The organism is Streptomyces sp. NPDC005784 (genome assembly GCF_042871525.1).
Taxonomy (GTDB): Bacteria; Actinomycetota; Actinomycetes; order Streptomycetales; family Streptomycetaceae; genus Streptomyces.
In genome coordinates, this window is the sequence record NZ_JBIAIQ010000020.1 from 35,084 (window position 1) to 51,623 (window position 16,540).

General features: G+C 70.5%; 11 protein-coding genes. 6 read left to right on the forward strand and 5 right to left on the reverse strand.

The window, feature by feature from the left end:
* Nucleotides 1-242: 242 nt before the first annotated feature.
* On the reverse strand, nt 243-1,292 hold the full coding sequence (locus tag ACFYR3_RS27635; protein WP_356783499.1) for a LacI family DNA-binding transcriptional regulator: 1,050 nt from the start codon (nt 1,290-1,292) through the stop codon (nt 243-245).
* Nucleotides 1,293-1,600: 308 nt separating this feature from the next.
* Here ACFYR3_RS27635 and ACFYR3_RS27640 point away from each other — a divergent pair, with 308 nt between their 5' ends.
* The 5 genes from ACFYR3_RS27640 to ACFYR3_RS27660 all read left to right on the forward strand — a co-directional run bounded on the left by ACFYR3_RS27640 (nt 1,601) and on the right by ACFYR3_RS27660 (nt 8,843).
* Nucleotides 1,601-2,752: a Gfo/Idh/MocA family oxidoreductase gene (locus tag ACFYR3_RS27640; RefSeq protein WP_355849638.1), complete on the forward strand. Its 1,152-nt coding sequence runs from the start codon at nt 1,601-1,603 to the stop codon at nt 2,750-2,752.
* Nucleotides 2,749-3,906, forward strand: a complete 1,158-nt coding sequence (locus ACFYR3_RS27645) for a dihydrodipicolinate synthase family protein (protein WP_389284934.1) — start codon at nt 2,749-2,751, stop codon at nt 3,904-3,906. The genes ACFYR3_RS27640 and ACFYR3_RS27645 overlap by 4 nt, the downstream gene beginning before the upstream one ends.
* Nucleotides 3,903-4,763 carry a sugar phosphate isomerase/epimerase family protein gene (locus ACFYR3_RS27650; RefSeq protein WP_355849644.1) on the forward strand — a complete coding sequence of 287 codons (861 nt, stop codon included), beginning with the start codon at nt 3,903-3,905 and terminating at the stop codon, nt 4,761-4,763. The genes ACFYR3_RS27645 and ACFYR3_RS27650 overlap by 4 nt, the downstream gene beginning before the upstream one ends.
* Nucleotides 4,764-5,012: 249 nt before the next feature.
* On the forward strand, nt 5,013-7,268 hold the full coding sequence (locus ACFYR3_RS27655) for an ATP-dependent RecD-like DNA helicase (protein WP_355849647.1): 2,256 nt from the start codon (nt 5,013-5,015) through the stop codon (nt 7,266-7,268).
* 285 nt (nt 7,269-7,553) lie between these two features.
* On the forward strand, nt 7,554-8,843 hold the full coding sequence (locus tag ACFYR3_RS27660) for a citrate synthase (RefSeq protein WP_266758971.1): 1,290 nt from the start codon (nt 7,554-7,556) through the stop codon (nt 8,841-8,843).
* Nucleotides 8,844-9,428: 585 nt separating this feature from the next.
* Here the strand turns inward: ACFYR3_RS27660 and ACFYR3_RS27665 are convergent.
* From ACFYR3_RS27665 to ACFYR3_RS27680, 4 genes are all read right to left on the reverse strand, one after another.
* The gene (locus ACFYR3_RS27665; RefSeq protein ID WP_355849652.1) at nt 9,429-11,672 is read right to left on the reverse strand and encodes a heavy metal translocating P-type ATPase; all 2,244 of its coding nucleotides are present in this window, start codon (nt 11,670-11,672) and stop codon (nt 9,429-9,431) included.
* Between the two features lie 93 nt (nt 11,673-11,765).
* Nucleotides 11,766-12,005 (reverse strand): heavy-metal-associated domain-containing protein, encoded by a 240-nt coding sequence (locus ACFYR3_RS27670; protein ID WP_355849655.1) that lies wholly within the window; start codon nt 12,003-12,005, stop codon nt 11,766-11,768.
* Nucleotides 12,006-12,099: 94 nt separating this feature from the next.
* Entirely contained in the window at nt 12,100-13,050 is a 951-nt protein-coding gene (locus ACFYR3_RS27675) for a PrsW family intramembrane metalloprotease (protein WP_389284935.1), read from the reverse strand.
* 204 nt (nt 13,051-13,254) lie between these two features.
* Complete coding sequence (locus ACFYR3_RS27680) at nt 13,255-13,929, reverse strand: TetR family transcriptional regulator (RefSeq protein WP_355849661.1); 675 nt, start codon at nt 13,927-13,929, stop codon at nt 13,255-13,257.
* A 165-nt stretch (nt 13,930-14,094) separates the two neighbouring features.
* Between ACFYR3_RS27680 and ACFYR3_RS27685 the strand changes: the two genes are divergently transcribed.
* A complete protein-coding gene (locus ACFYR3_RS27685; protein ID WP_389284936.1) occupies nt 14,095-16,512 on the forward strand; it encodes an MMPL family transporter in 2,418 nt (805 codons plus the stop codon).
* Nucleotides 16,513-16,540 lie beyond the last annotated feature (28 nt).

Consider the following 16,540-nt stretch of genomic DNA (forward strand, 5'->3'; position numbering starts at 1 on the left):
TGGCCCACCATTTTCCCGGGCCGGGGAAATTCAGCCCCTCCGGCGTTTGACGAGCGGGGTCCGGGGCGGAGCCCCAGGTGCGATGGGGGTCCCCCCCTGGTCGAGCGAAGCCGAGACCTTGGGGGAGGGTAGGGGCGGAGGGCGAAGAAAAGGCTGATCCCCTGGGAACCCCGAGAACCCGGCCCCCCGGGAGACCCCTCGCGGCAGTGGGTCCAGGCCCAGGGGAGTCCGGGAAGGAGAGGTCAGTCCCGGGGTGCCCCGGTGGAACCCCGAACCATCAGTTCCCCCCGCACCGTAGCGATCCCGCCCGGCGGCGGCTCCTCGCGGCCCATGGCGATCCGCCCGGCGCGGGCGCCCGCCTCGGAGAGCGGCAGCCGTACGGTCGTGAGCGCGGGCACGGCGTCGATGCTGAACGGCAGATCGTCGAAGCCCACGACGGACACGTCGTCCGGGATGCGCAGCCCGGAGTCGCGCAGGGCCGCGCAGGCGCCCAGTGCCACGGTGTCGTTCGCGGCGACGACGGCCGTCAACGACGGTTCACGGCGCAGGAGTTCGAGCGTCGCCTCGTAACCGGACCGGCGGTCGTAGCGGCCGTGCACGGTGCGCCGCGGGTCGTCCTCGATGCCGTGTGCGTCGAGCGCGGCGCGGTGGCCCTCCAGGCGGTGGCGGGTCGTCGTGCGTTCCTCGGGGCCCGCGATGTAGCCGAGCCGCCGGTGGCCGAGGCCGATCAGATGCTCGGTGAGCTGTTTGCCGCCGCCGCGGTTGTCGAAGGTCAGCGCGATCGCCTCGGGCGCGTCCGGCGCGGGCGGCCGTCCGCACAGCACGACCCGGGTGCCCGCCTCCGCCAGCCTGCGCAGCTTCGCGGCCACGGCGCCGGCGTGGGCGGTGTCCTCTATGGCGCCGCCGGTGAGCACGACCGCGGCGGCGCGTTGGCGCTGAAGGAGCGTGAGATAGGTGAGCTCGCGCTCCGGGGAGCCGCCGGTGTTGCACACGACGCCGAGCCGCTCCCCGCCCGCGCGCCCCCCGGGACCGCCGATCTCCGACTGGATCGCGGCCGCCATGATCCCGAAGAAGGGGTCGGCGATGTCGTTGACCAGGATCCCGACGAGGTCGGAGGTCGCCGCGGCCAGCGAGCTCGCGGGCCCGTTCAGCACGTAGTCCAGCTCGTCCACCGCGCGCAGCACCCGCTCACGTGTGGAGGAGGCCACGGGATAGTTCCCGTTCAGTACGCGCGACACCGTCGCGGGAGAGACCTGCGCGCGGGCCGCCACGTCCGCCAGGGTCACCGTCATCTCGTCGTCCTCCGGTCGCGCGTCTCGTCGTACCACTTCGTACGTCTCGTACGTCGTCGTGCCTGGTCATACCTCGTCGTACGGCGTCGAACACGGAGTCGAAGGCCGAGTGCGCCGCTTCCTGTGGGCAGGGTCCGTGCAGACCATACGGCCAACGGCCCCCGTTGTTCGCCCCCTCGAACAACTCGACTTCGCGGTGGTCTTGTCCGGACCGCTGCACAGAGGCTAGCTTCTCAGGGATAGAAAGCGCTTGCTGCCGCGCTCACCTGTGAGCGTGCTCGGCGCCTGACGCGTACGAAGGGAATGACGTGACACGCAAGACGGTGCGGATCGCCATGAACGGCGTGACGGGACGCATGGGCTACCGCCAGCACCTGGTCCGCTCGATCCTCGCCCTGCGCGACCAGGGCGGTCTCGACCTCGGCGACGGCACCGTGCTGTGGCCCGAACCCGTCCTCGTCGGCCGCCGTGAGCAAGCCGTGAAGGCGCTCGCCGAGCGGCACGGCCTCGACCACTGGTCGACGGACCTGGACGCGGTGCTCGCCGATCCGTCCGTCGACCTCTACTTCGACGCCCAGGTGACCTCCGCCCGCGAGGAGGCACTCCGGAAGGCCGTCGCCGCGGGCAAGCACATCTACACCGAGAAGCCCACCGCCACGGGCCTCGACGGGGCACTCGAACTGGCCCGCCTCGCGCACGCCGCCGGCATCAAGCACGGCGTCGTGCAGGACAAGCTCTTCCTCCCCGGCCTGCTCAAGCTGAAGCGGCTCGTCGACGGCGGATTCTTCGGGCGGATCCTGTCCGTCCGCGGAGAGTTCGGCTACTGGGTCTTCGAGGGCGACTGGCAGCAGGCCCAGCGGCCCTCCTGGAACTACCGCGCCGAGGACGGCGGCGGCATCGTCGTCGACATGTTCCCGCACTGGGAGTACGTCCTGCACGAGCTGTTCGGTCGCGTCACCTCCGTGCAGGCGCTCACCGCCACCCACATCCCGCAGCGCTGGGACGAGCGGGACAAGCCCTACGACGCCACGGCCGACGACGCCGCCTACGGCATCTTCGAGCTGGAGGGCGGCGCGGTCGCCCAGATCAACTCCTCCTGGGCCGTGCGCGTCAACCGCGACGAACTGGTCGAGTTCCAGGTCGACGGCACGGAGGGTTCGGCGGTCGCCGGACTGCGCAACTGCCGTGTCCAGCACCGCAGTTCCACCCCCAAGCCGGTCTGGAACCCGGACATCCCGGCCACCTACTCCTTCCGCGACCAGTGGCAGGAGGTTCCCGACAACGCCGAGTTCGACAACGGGTTCAAGGCCCAGTGGGAGCTGTTCCTGCGGCACGTCTACGCCGACGCCCCCTACCGCTGGGACCTCCTCGCCGGCGCCCGCGGCGTCCAACTCGCCGAGCTGGGCCTGAAATCCTCGGCCGAGGGCCGCCGCCTCGACGTACCGGAGATCGCCCTGTGACCATCCGACTCCCGGGCGCCGACGGCCGGTTGCGGATCTACGAGCCGCGCACCGACCCCCTCGCCGTCCTCCCCGACGGCGAGCCCCTGGCCTCCCGCACGGTCTTCTCGGCCGCGCATGTCGTCGCCGACCCGTACGCGGACGTCTCGCCCGACTCGCCCGCCGCCGTCGACTGGGACGCCACGCTCGCCTTCCGGCGCCATCTGTGGTCGCACGGCCTCGGCGTCGCCGAGGCGATGGACACCGCCCAGCGTGGGATGGGCCTGGACTGGCCCGGGGCGGCCGAACTCGTGCGCCGGTCCTCCGCCGAGGCCAGGGCCGTCGGCGGCATGATCGCCTGCGGCGTCGGCACCGACCAGCTCACGGCCCCCGCCACACTCCACGAGGTGCGGGCCGCGTACGAGGAACAGCTCGCCTTCGTCGAGGAGTCGGGCGCGCAGGCGATCCTGATGGCCTCCCGCGGGCTCGCCGCGACCGCCGCAGGACCCGAGGACTACCTCGACGTCTACGGCCAACTCCTGCGCCAGGCCGCCGACCCGGTGATCCTGCACTGGCTGGGCCCGATGTTCGACCCGGCCCTGGAGGGCTATTGGGGCTCCGGTGACCTGGACGCGGCGACGGAGGTGTTCCTGGAGGTGATCGCCGCCCACCCGGACAAGGTGGACGGCGTCAAGGTCTCCCTGCTGGACGCCCGCCGCGAGATCGAACTGCGCCGCCGCCTCCCGGACGGCGTCCGCTGCTACACCGGCGACGACTTCAACTACCCCGAGCTGATCGCGGGCGACGAACGGGGCTTCAGCCACGCGCTGCTCGGCATCTTCGATCCGCTCGGCCCCCTCGCCGCGCGGGCCGTACGCGTCCTGGACACCGGGGACGTCAAGGGCTTCCGCGAACTCCTCGACCCCACCGTCGAGTTGTCCCGCCACCTCTTCCAGCGCCCGACCCGCTTCTACAAGACCGGCGTCGTCCTGCTGGCCTGGCTCGCCGGCCACCAGGAGCACTTCGCGATGGTGGGCGGCCTCCAGTCGGCGCGCTCGCTGCCGCACCTCGCGCGCGCCTACGAACTGGCCGACGGACTGGGCCTGTTCCCGGACCCCGAACGCGCCGAAACCCGGATGAAGACCCTGCTCGCCCTGTACGGAGTGACCCCATGAGCAGCCTCGCCCGCTTCTCCGTCAACCAGATGACGGTCAAACAGCTGTCGATACCCGAACTCGTCGAAGCCTGCCTGGAGATGGGCATCCCCGGCGTCGGCCTCTGGCGCGAGCCCGTGCGGTCGTACGGCCTCGGCGCCACCGCGAAACTCGTCCACGACGCGGGCCTGGCCGTCACCACCCTCTGCCGGGGCGGCTTCCTCACCGCGATCGAACCGGGGGAGCGGCAGCGAGCCCTGGACGACAACCGCGCGGCCGTCGACGAGGCCGCGACCCTCGGCACCGACACCCTCGTCCTGGTCTCCGGCGGCCTGCCGCCCGGCTCGAAGGACCTGCACGGCGCCCGTGAGCGCATCGCCGACGCGCTCGGCGAACTGGGTCCGTACGCCGCTTCCCACGGCGTACGGCTGGCCGTCGAACCACTCCACCCGATGTACGCGGCCGACCGCTGTGTGGTCTCCACGCTCGCCCAGGCACTGGACCTCGCGGAACGCTTTCCCGCGGACCAGGTGGGCGTCACCGTCGACACGTACCACCTCTGGTGGGACGACACGGCCCCCGCCCAGATCGCCCGCGCGGGGGCCGGGGGCCGCATCCACACCTTCCAGCTCGCCGACTGGACCACCCCGCTTCCCGAGGGCGTCCTCAACGGCCGCGGCCAGCTCGGCGACGGCTCGATCGACCTTCGCGCGTGGCGGGGGCTCGTCGAGGCGGCGGGCTACACCGGACCCATCGAGGTCGAACTCTTCAACGACGCGCTGTGGGCCCGGGACGGGCGCGAGGTGCTGGCCGAGACGGCGGCACGGTTCCTGGAGCACGCCGGGCAGTGCCCCGAAATGCCGTCGGACCAGCAGTGATTCCGTACCGCCGCGGTCGGCCGAAAAAATCTTCCGAAGTCCGTGCAACCCTTCCCCGACCTCGCGGGTCGTATGTGGCATCAGGACCTTTGGAGGGGGATCCGGGGGGATCGCGGGGGTTCTGATACGGAGGGGAAAGCCGAGGGGCCCGGTCGACGGACCGGGCCCCTCGAAGTTTTCGCGGGCCCCGTTCGGACGAGTTGTCCACAGCGCCGGAGCACTGTCGGAGGCGGGCGGTACCTTCGGATCATGACCGATCAGGCGGGGGCCGCCCAGGCGAGCGAGCGGCGACTGGCCACGCTGGAAGGCGTGCTCGAACGCATCACGTACGCCAACGAGGAGAACGGATACACGGTCGCCCGGGTCGACACCGGCCGCGGCGCCGGCGATCTGCTCACCGTCGTCGGCTCGCTTCTCGGCGCCCAGGTCGGCGAGTCCCTGCGCATGGAGGGCCGCTGGGGCTCCCACCCGCAGTTCGGCAAGCAGTTCACCGTGGAGAACTACACGACGCTGCTCCCTGCGACCGTCCAGGGCATCCGCCGCTATCTCGGATCCGGCCTGGTCAAGGGCATCGGCCCGGTCTTCGCCGACCGCATCACCCAGCACTTCGGACTGGACACCCTGCGGATCATCGAGGAGGAGCCCAAGCGGCTCATCGAGGTCCCGGGACTCGGCCCCAAGCGCACGGGGAGGATCGCCGACGCCTGGGAGGAACAGAAGGCGATCAAGGAGGTCATGCTCTTCCTCCAGACCGTCGAGGTGTCCACCTCCATCGCGGTCCGTATCTACAAGAAGTACGGCGACGCGTCGATCTCGGTCGTGAAGAACCAGCCCTACCGTCTGGCGTCCGACGTCTGGGGCATCGGCTTCCTCACCGCCGACAAGATCGCCCAGTCCGTCGGCATCCCGCACGACAGCCCGGAGCGCGTCAAGGCCGGCCTTCAGTACGCCCTGTCGCAGTCCACCGACCAGGGTCACTGCTACCTCCCGGAGGAGCGGCTGATCGCGGACGCCGTGAAGCTGCTCCAGGTCGACACGGGCCTGGTCATCGAGTGCCTGGCGGAGCTGGCGGCGCCCGCGGAGGAGGGCGAGGACCCCGGTGTCGTACGGGAGAGGGTTCCGGGCCCGGAAGGCGGCGACCCGGTGACGGCCGTCTACCTGGTGCCCTTCCACCGCGCCGAACTCTCGCTCTCCGCACAGCTGCTGCGCCTGCTGCGCACCGACCGGGACCGGATGCCCGGCTTCCACGACGTGGTCTGGGACAAGGCACTGGCCTGGCTGCAGGGGCGTACGGGCGCGGAGCTGGCCCCCGAGCAGGCGGCGGCGGTCCGGCTCGCGCTCACCGAGAAGGTCGCCGTGCTCACCGGAGGCCCGGGCTGCGGCAAGTCGTTCACGGTCCGCTCGATCGTGGAGCTGGCCCGCGCCAAGGGGGCCAAGGTGGTCCTCGCCGCGCCCACCGGCCGGGCCGCCAAGCGTCTCGCCGAACTCACCGGAGCCGAGGCCTCCACCGTGCACCGGCTCCTGGAGCTCAAGCCGGGCGGCGACGCGGCCTACGACAGGGACCGGCCGCTGGACGCCGACCTGGTCGTCGTGGACGAGGCCTCCATGCTCGACCTGCTGCTCGCCAACAAGCTGGTCAAGGCGGTGCCCCCGGGCGCCCACCTGCTCTTCGTCGGCGACGTCGACCAACTGCCGAGCGTCGGCGCGGGCGAGGTGCTGCGCGATCTGCTCGCCGACCGCGGTCCGGTCCCCGCGGTGCGCCTCACCAAGGTCTTCCGCCAGGCCCAGCAGTCCGGGGTGGTGACCAACGCGCACCGGATCAACTCCGGGCAGCACCCGCTCACCGACGGCATGAAGGACTTCTTCCTGTTCGTCGAGGACGACACCGAGGAGGCCGGGCGGCTCACCGTCGACGTGGCGGCCCGGCGCATTCCGGCCAAATTCGGCCTCGACCCCCGCCGGGACATCCAGGTCCTCGCGCCCATGCACCGGGGCCCGGCCGGCGCGGGTCATCTGAACGGACTGCTCCAGCAGGCCATCACCCCCGGCCGTCCGGACCTCGCCGAGAAGCGGCTCGGCGGCCGTGTCTTCCGGGTCGGCGACAAGGTCACCCAGATCCGCAACAACTACGACAAGGGCGAGAACGGCGTCTTCAACGGCACCGTGGGCGTCGTCACCTCCCTCGATCCGGTCGAACAGCGCCTGACGGTGCGCACGGACGAGGACGAGGAGGTGCCGTACGAGTTCGACGAACTCGACGAGCTGGCCCACGCCTACGCGGTGACCATCCACCGCTCCCAGGGCAGCGAGTACCCGGCGGTGGTGATCCCGGTGACCACGGGCGCCTGGATGATGCTTCAGCGCAATCTGCTCTACACCGCGGTCACCCGGGCCAAGAAGCTGGTCGTCCTCGTCGGTTCGCGCAAGGCGATAGGCCAGGCGGTGCGTACGGTGTCAGCGGGACGCCGGTGCACGGCCCTGGACTTCCGGCTGTCCGGCTCGTGAACCACCGACTCCTCGCGAGGCGAACCGGCCCGTTCGAGCACTGAACGGGGCCTTTCGGGCGCGAGAAGCGGTCCATCACAAAAAATGATCGATCAAACGAGTCATGAAGGTCACAGAGCACTTCCAGTCGCGCCACGAACGGGGCAGGATGAGCAGGTTGGCGGCACTGAGTGCCGCCGATAGGCCCAATGGTCGACCCCGAGTGCACTCTCCAGGGCCAAATGGGGGATGGTAGAGACAGTCAGGGCACCTCGAAGAAGAGGCACAACGTCGGTGAGGGATGACGTGAGCGACAACTCTGTAGTACTGCGGTACGGCGATGGCGAGTACACCTACCCGGTGATCGACAGCACCGTCGGCGACAAGGGCTTCGACATCGGTAAGCTCCGCGCCCAGACCGGTCTGGTGACGCTGGACAGTGGGTACGGCAATACGGCCGCCTACAAATCCGCGATCACCTATCTCGACGGTGAGCAGGGCATCCTCCGCTACCGCGGTTACCCGATCGAGCAGCTGGCCGAGCGGTCCACCTTCCTGGAGGTGGCCTACCTGCTGATCAACGGCGAGCTCCCGAACGTCGACGAGCTCTCCACCTTCAAGAACGAAATCACGCAGCACACCCTGCTGCACGAGGACGTCAAGAACTTCTACAGGGGCTTCCCGCGCGACGCCCACCCGATGGCGATGCTGTCGTCGGTCGTCTCGGCGCTGTCGACCTTCTACCAGGACAGTCACAACCCGTTCGACGAGAAGCAGCGCAACCTCTCCACGATCCGGCTGCTCGCCAAGCTTCCGACGATCGCGGCGTACGCGTACAAGAAGTCGATCGGCCACCCCTTCGTCTACCCGCGCAACGACCTCGGGTACGTCGAGAACTTCCTGCGCATGACCTTCTCGGTCCCCGCGCAGGAGTACGAGCTCGACCCGGTGGTCGTCTCCGCGCTGGACAAGCTGCTGATCCTGCACGCGGACCACGAGCAGAACTGTTCGACCTCCACCGTGCGTCTGGTCGGCTCCTCGCAGGCGAACATGTTCGCCTCGATCTCCGCCGGCATCTCCGCGCTGTGGGGCCCGCTGCACGGTGGCGCCAACCAGTCCGTCCTGGAGATGCTCGAGGGCATCAAGGCCAACGGCGGCGACGTCGACTCCTTCATCCGCAAGGTGAAGAACAAGGAGGACGGCGTCCGCCTGATGGGCTTCGGCCACCGGGTGTACAAGTCCTTCGACCCGCGCGCGAAGATCATCAAGGCCGCCGCGCACGACGTCCTGTCCGCTCTCGGCAAGTCCGACGAGCTGCTGGACATCGCCCTCAAGCTGGAGGAGCACGCGCTCTCCGACGACTACTTCGTCTCGCGCAACCTCTACCCGAACGTCGACTTCTACACCGGCCTGATCTACCGCGCCATGGGCTTCCCGACCGAGATGTTCACGGTCCTGTTCGCTCTCGGCCGGCTGCCGGGCTGGATCGCCCAGTGGCACGAGATGATCAAGGAGCCCGGCTCCCGCATCGGCCGCCCGCGGCAGATCTACACGGGTGTCGTCGAGCGCGACTTCGTGCCGGTCGAGGCCCGCTAGAGGCTCGTACACGACCACCGGGCTCCGTGCGAGGGGCCCGGTGAAGCCTCGTATCAAGGCAAAAAAACGGAAAGCGCCCTGCTACTGGTCCCCCCACGGGCCGGCAGTCAGGGCGCTTTCCTTGTCCCGGTGCGGATTCCCCCCACGGGATCCGGCCGGGCGTCTGTGGGACAGCGCCTGAATCGCTGTGTGCCGGCACGGGGCCGGCGGTGTAGCCGAGCGAGCGGAACTCGCCGTACTGCGGTGGTGCGGTGCGATCTGCCGGGACGCGTACGGATCGGGAGGGCCGCTCAAAGCTCCCCGCTGTACGTGCCCCGGCGACGCAATTTCCGGGAACGTCCCCCAAGACATCCCCAGATGCCAGTCACGCCCCCCAAGACGCTTCTGACATCGCCAACTTAGACTGACGAACCCCTTCGGTGGTTACGTTCACATCACTGTGATCTGAGTCTCTTGCGTATGTCCTGAAGATAGGCAAGAGACCCGGTATGGGAATCGAGGACCAAGCGTAAGGAAGATGCGCGAGCCTTGTGAAGAGCTTATGTGAGGCTCGCGTTGGACTCTAGGGGGACTCATGGTCCGTCGTCACGCGAATGCTCTCAGTCGAAGGCTGTTCGTGACCACGAAGACCGACGAGAAGGCCATCGCCGCTCCCGCGATCATGGGGTTCAGCAGGCCTGCGGCGGCCAGCGGAAGCGCCGCCACGTTGTAGCCGAAGGCCCAGACCAGGTTTCCCTTGATCGTCGACAGAGTGCTGCGCGCCAGCCGGATCGCGTCCGCGGCGACCCGAAGGTCCCCGCGGACGAGTGTCAGATCGCTCGCTTCGATCGCCGCGTCCGTTCCCGTGCCCATCGCTAGGCCCAGATCCGCGGTCGCGAGCGCCGCCGCGTCGTTCACCCCGTCGCCGACCATCGCGACGGTCCGCCCCTCGCGCTGCAGCCGCTGGACCACGGCGACCTTGTCCTCGGGCAGCACCTCGGCGATCACGTCGGCGGAGCCGATGCCGACCGCCCGTGCCACGGCCTCGGCGACCGCCCGGTTGTCCCCGGTCAGCAGCATCGGTGTGAGCCCGAGGGCGCGCAGTTCGCGGACGGCCTCGGCGCTGGTCTCCTTGACCGTGTCGGCGACGGTCACGACACCCACCGGCGCGTCGTCAAGGGCGACGACGACGGCCGTGCGGCCCGCCGCCTCGGCTGCGCTCTTCGCGTCCGCAAGCGCTTCGGGGAGCACGCCCGGGAACCGGCCGACGGTGACGTCGTGGCCCTCCACCCGCCCGCGTACGCCGCGGCCCGGCACGTTCTCGAAGTGTTCCGGCGCGGGAAGGCCGCCTGCGCGCTCCTGAGCGCCTGCCGCGATCGCTCGGGCAATCGGATGCTCGGAGGCGTGTTCCAGGGCTCCGGCGACCCGCAGGACGTCCTTCTCGGCGGTGCCGTCGACGACGTACACCTCGTGCAGGCTCATGCGTCCCGTCGTCACCGTGCCGGTCTTGTCCAGCAGGACGGTGTCGACGCGGCGCGTGGACTCCAGGACCTCGGGTCCCTTGATGAGGATGCCGAGCTGGGCGCCGCGGCCCGTGCCGACCATCAGGGCGGTCGGGGTGGCCAGGCCGAGCGCGCACGGGCAGGCGATGATCAGCACCGCGACGGCGGCGGTGAAGGCCGCGACCGTGTCGCCGGTGACCGCGATCCAGGCCGCGAAGGTGCCGAGCGCGACGATCAGCACGACGGGTACGAAGACCCCGGAGATCCGGTCGGCGAGACGCTGCACCTCGGCCTTGCCGTTCTGCGCGTCCTCGACGAGCCGGGCCATCCGCGCGAGCTGGGTGTCCGCGCCGATCCGGGTGGCCTCGACGACGAGCCGGCCCCCGGCGTTCACGGTCGCACCCGTGACCGTGTCGCCGACGCTCACGTCCACCGGTACCGACTCGCCGGTCAGCATGGACGCGTCCACGGCCGACGCGCCCTCGACGACGGTCCCGTCGGTGGCGATCTTCTCGCCGGGCCGTACGACGAAGCGGTCGCCGACCGTCAGCTGTGCCACGGGGAGGCGGACCTCACGGCCGTCCCGCAGGACCCGGACGTCCTTGGCGCCGAGCTCCATCAGCGCCCGCAGCGCCGCCCCCGCGCGCCGCTTGGAGCGGGCCTCCAGGAAGCGGCCGAGCAGGATGAACGCGATGACGCCCGCGGCGACCTCGAGGTAGAGCGTGGACGCCCCGTCCGTACGGGAGACGGTGAACTCGAAGCCGTGCCGCATGCCCGGCATACCCGCGTCGCCGAAGAACAGCGCCCACAGGGACCAGCCGAACGCGGCGAGGGTGCCGACCGAGACCAGGGTGTCCATGGTGGCCGCGCCGTGCCGCGCGTTCGTCAGGGCGGCCCGGTGGAAGGGCAGCCCGCCCCAGACCACGACGGGCGCGGCGAGCGTCAGCGAGAGCCACTGCCAGTTGTCGAACTGGAGGGCCGGGATCATCGACATGAGGACGACGGGCAGGGCGAGCAGCGCGGAGACGGTCAGCCGTTGGCGCAGGGCGGCCGTTTCGGGGTCGTCGTCGGCGGGCGGTTCCGCCTCCTGGGGCGCCGCGGGCGGCGGGGGCTCCTCGGCGGTGTAGCCCGTCTTCACGACCGTGGCGATCAGATCGGCGACCCGTACCCCCTCGGGGTAGGAGACCTTGGCCTTCTCCGTCGCGAAGTTGACGGTGGCGGTGACGCCGTCCATCCGGTTGAGCTTCTTCTCGACGCGGGCCGCGCAGGAGGCGCAGGTCATCCCGCCGATGGAGAGTTCGATGTCCGAGGTCGTGCCTATGGGCGTCTCGGGTGCTGCGGTGGTCATGGTCCGGCTCCAGGAATGAGCCGGACCGCGCGGAGCCGGTATCAGCCGGTCGGCACGGCCCGGTGCGGAGGAGAGAGAGCTGCTGGGGCCCGCTCAGGCCGGGCCGACGAGCTCGAAGCCCGCCTCGTCCACCGCGGCGCGGACGGCGCTCTCGTCGAGCGCGGTCTCGGAGACGACGGTGACCTCGCCGGTCGAGGCGACGGCCTTCACCGAGCTCACGCCGGGGATCCCGGAGATCTCGCCGCTGATGGAGCCTTCGCAGTGTCCGCAGCTCATGCCGCTCACCTGGTAGACGGTGGTGACGGAACCCGGGGTGCCGGTCTGGGCGGTCATGGCGTTACTCCTCGTCGAGGCGTCCGGTGCGTGCGTGTGCGGGAGGGATCCCTGGGAACCCAGGGTTTCCCTCGATGTTCACCACACTATACCCCTAGGGGGTATTTCTCCAAGTGGGGTCGCGGCGGGCCAGCGAGCGCGCCCAGGCCACCCCCGCGAGCGCGACGAGGAACAGGCCGCCCACCCAGAACAGCGCGAAGAGGTGGTCCTGTCCGCCGCTGGGGTGTCCCGGCCGGCCGGGACCGAACGCCGTCCGGTCGAGTCCCGCACGGCCAAGCCGGGCCACCAGCCACAGCGCGATCCCGTGCGTGGAGTCCCGCAGCGCGTGCAGCAGGGACACGCCGAGACAGGTGCCGAGCACCGGAGCGGTGAACCGGAAGTGCCCGTCCGGGCGGCGGTACGCCAGCAGCGCCGCACCCGTGACCGCGGTCCACAGGCCGTGCCCGAAGGGGGTGAGCACCCCGCGCAGGATCTCGGTCTCCAGGAGCGTGCGCAGATCGACGCCCTGCAGGGACACGGCCGCGTCGAAGGCGTTGCCCGCGCTCTCCAGGGCCGCGAAGCCGAACCCGAGCGTCGCGCCGAGCACCAGGCCGGCCCGCGGCCCGCGGATCCGGGTGTGCCGGCGCAGCACGTACATCAGCGCGCCGAGCTTCACCGCCTCCTCGATCAGTCCGGTACCGGCGTACATCCACAGTGAGGGGCGCGGCAGTTGGTACTCCATCACGGACGCGCCGACCACCCCCAGGGTGCCGCCGGTCAGGAAGCAGCCGAGGATCAGGTTCACGCCCAGGTCGCGGCCGTGCCGCTCGTACGCCCAGAGCGCGAAGACGACGGGCACCAGAAAGCTGCCGAGCAGGATCAGGGTCGGTACCGGCGTGGCGCTCTTCGTGGCGTACGTGATGATCGCGGTCAGCGTCCAGAGGGTCAGCCCGATGCCCAGGAAGTGCTTCCAGAGGCCGACGCGGATCCGGGGGTACGACGGCGGGGGCTGCTGCGGTCCGGGAATGCGGGCCCGTGGTGCGCCCGGTGGCTGATTCTGGGTCACGGCCATCCCTTTGTCCCTCGGGGGCGGACCCGCGGGCTCGGACGGGGGACCCGCGTTCCGACGCGTCGGGGTACCCCATGGATGCGTGACACAGGGGCGCGTGGACGGATCGATCGCGGATCACTGATCGATTTGTCCGAACCTTATGGCACATATCCCTGATGTCGCAGGCCGGAATGTCGGCGCGGGCCCGTCCGGCGGGGCTCAGCGGCCGGCGGGCGGGCCGCCTTCGAGGAGCGGCTCCAGATAGCGGTGCATGACCGTCTTCAGCTCCGCGATGTAGGCGTCCCGTTCGGTGCCCTCGTGGGACATGATCAGGGTGAGGCCGGCCTTGAAGAGGTGGAGCGCCATGTTCGCCGTGCGGGTGCGCCGGTCGGACGGCATGTCCGGCAGCCGGGTCGCGATCATCTCCTCGACGCGGGCGAGGAGGGTGCAGTGCACGGTGCCGATCTCCTCGATGATCGCTCCCGGGACGTCGGGGCCGTGCATCAGGACGGCGAAGGCCGGGTTCTCGACGTTGAAGGCGATCAGCGGGTCGAGGATCGCGTCGAGCATCCGGTCCAGTGGGAGGCCGATGTTCTCCGGGGCGAGCGCCTGTCCGTGCGACTGTGTCCAGTGCTCCAGCAACTGGTCGCTGAGGCCGACCGCGATGGCTTCCTTGTTCGGGAAGAACTGGTAGAGCGTGCCGGGTGAGACGCCTGCCTCGCGGGCGATGGCGTTGGTGCTCGCCGCCGTGTAGCCGGACTGGCAGAACACCGAGGCCGCCGCTTCCAGCAGCTGGGCGATGCGGCGCTCGCCGCGGGCCTGACGGCGGCGCGGCTTTTCCTCGGCGCGCTGCTGCCGTGTCGGCGACTCCTCGGTCTGCTGCTTCTCGGGCACGGGTTATCCCCAGCTTCTCGGGACGCGATTGACAAACGCGAGTGGTCGCTCGCATTCTTGAAAAACGCGAGCGACGACTCGTGTTTGCCATTCTATGGCAATGGGCGATCCGTGACGCCTGCAAGGATGCGGGTCATCGGATCACGGTGAAGGGGACACCGCATCATGTCCGAAGTCAACGGCGCGGATGACGGGCCCGGGGCGAGGCCCGACGAGGGCGAGGGCCCAGGCGGGGGTACGGGCGGGGGCTCGGGTGGAGGCTCGGGCGGGGGCTCGGGTGGAGGTACGGGCGAGGGTGCGCGGCTCGGCGGATGGACCCGGTTCGTGACCGCGCGGCCACGGCTCTCCCTGCTCGTCGCCCTCCTGCTGACCGCGCTCGCGGTGGTCGCCGGCAGCGGGGTCGCGGACCGGCTCGGCAGCGGCGGCTGGGAGGACCCGACCGCGGAGTCGACCTACGCGACCAAGGCGCTGGAGCGGGAGTTCCCCGCCTCGCAGCCCAATCTGCTGCTCCTGCTCGACGCGGGCGGAGCCTCGGTCGACGACCCCTCGGTCGCCGCCGAGGCCAAGCGGATCGCTGCGCGCCTGGCCGCCGAGCACGGCGTCACCGGCGTCGGCTCCTACTGGCAGTCCGGTTCACCCGCGCTGAAGGCACGCGACGGCCACGAGGCGCTGATCGCCGCCCGGATCACCGGCGACGAGACGGCCGCGGCCGACACCCTGGACCGTCTCGCACCCTCCTACCGGGGGAGGAGCGGCCCTGTCGAGGTCAAGATCGGCGGACCGGTCGCCGTACGGCACGAGATGCAGACGACCATCAAGGAGGACCTGACCCGGGCCGAGATGATCGCCCTTCCGGTGACCCTCCTGCTGCTGGTCATGGTTTTCGGCAGCGCCGTCGCGGCCCTGCTCCCGCTGGGGGTCGGGATCATCGCGATCCTCGGCACCAACGCCGTGCTGCGCGGACTCACCGAGGTCACGGACGTCTCGGTCTTCGCGATGAACCTCACGACGGCCCTCGGCCTCGGTCTCGCCATCGACTACGCCCTGTTCATCGTCCGCAGGTTCCGCGAGGAGCTGGCCACCGGCGCCCCACCGCGCACCGCGGTCGGCACCACCCTGCGCACCGCGGGCCGCACGGTGCTCTTCTCCTCCCTCACGGTCGCCGTGTCGCTGGCAGCGATGCTGGTCTTCCCGCAGTACTTCTTGCGCTCGTTCGCCTATGCGGGCATCGCCGTCGTGCTGCTGGCCGCGGCCGCCGCCCTGATCCTGCTCCCCGCCGCGCTGATGCTCCTCGGCGACCGGGTGAACTCCCTGGACCTGCGGCGCCTGTTCCGGCGCGGAAGGCCGGATCCGGCCGGCGCCGGGGCCCTCTGGGGACGCATGGCCTCCCTCGTGATGCGCAGGGCACCGCTCTTCGCGGTGGCCACCACGGCCGGCCTCATCGTCCTCGGACTGCCCTTCCTGGGCGTGAAGTTCGGCACCGCCGACGACCGGCAGCTGCCCTCGGGCGCGGAGTCGCACATCGTCCAGCAGCACATCCGCGACGGCTTCCCGGGAAGCCCCGGCGGCGCTCTGGAGGTCCTGGCCGAGGGCCCGGCCACCGGCACCCAGTACGCCCGGTACAGGGAGCGGATCGCCGCGCTGCCCGAGGTGCTGCGCGTGGACGGGCCCCTGGTGAAGGGCGACGCCGCGTACTTCTCGGTACTGCCGAAGGGGGAGGCCGTGGACGAGGGGGCCCAGCGGCTGGTGGGCGAACTCCGGGCGACGGACGCTCCGTTCGACACCTCCGTGACCGGCACGGCGGCCGTCCTGGTCGACTCCAAGCACGCGATAGCCGACCGGCTCCCGTGGGCGGCCGCGTTCATTGCGATCGTCACGCTGTTCCTGGTGTTCCTGCTGACCGGCAGCTTGCTGATCCCGGTCCAGGCGGTCCTGTTGAACGCGCTCAGCCTGACCGCGATGTTCGGTGCGGTGGTCTGGGTCTTCCAGGACGGCCACCTCTCCGGCCTCCTCGACTTCACCGGTTCCGGTTCGATCGAGACGACCCTCCCGGTCCTGATGTTCTGCGTCGCCTTCGGCCTCTCCATGGACTACGGCGTCTTCCTTCTCTCCCGCATCAAGGAGGAGTACGACCACACCGGTGATCACCGGGAGGCGGTCCGTTTCGGGCTCCAGCGCACCGGCGGCCTGATCACCGCCGCCGCGGTCATCCTCGCGGTGGTGATGGTCGCCATCGGCACCTCCCGGGTGGCCAACACCAAGATGCTCGGACTGGGCGTCGCGCTCGCCGTGCTGATGGACGCGATGGTCGTCCGCAGCCTGCTGGTCCCGGCGGTCATGCGTCTGACCGGCAGGGCCACCTGGTGGGCGCCCGGACCGCTCCGGCGCTTCCACGACCGTTTCGGACTCAGCGAGGGGTCGGCACAGGAACCGGCCCCGGACGCGGTATCGGCGACGGACCCGAACGCCGACCCGAACGCCGACCCGGACGCGGTATCGGCGACGGACCCGAACGCCGACCCGAACGCCGACCCGGACGCGGAGTCGGCGCCGGGCCGGGACAAGGCCGAGGCGCGCGGATAGCGTTCCCCGCGGAAGCTGATCTCCGAGC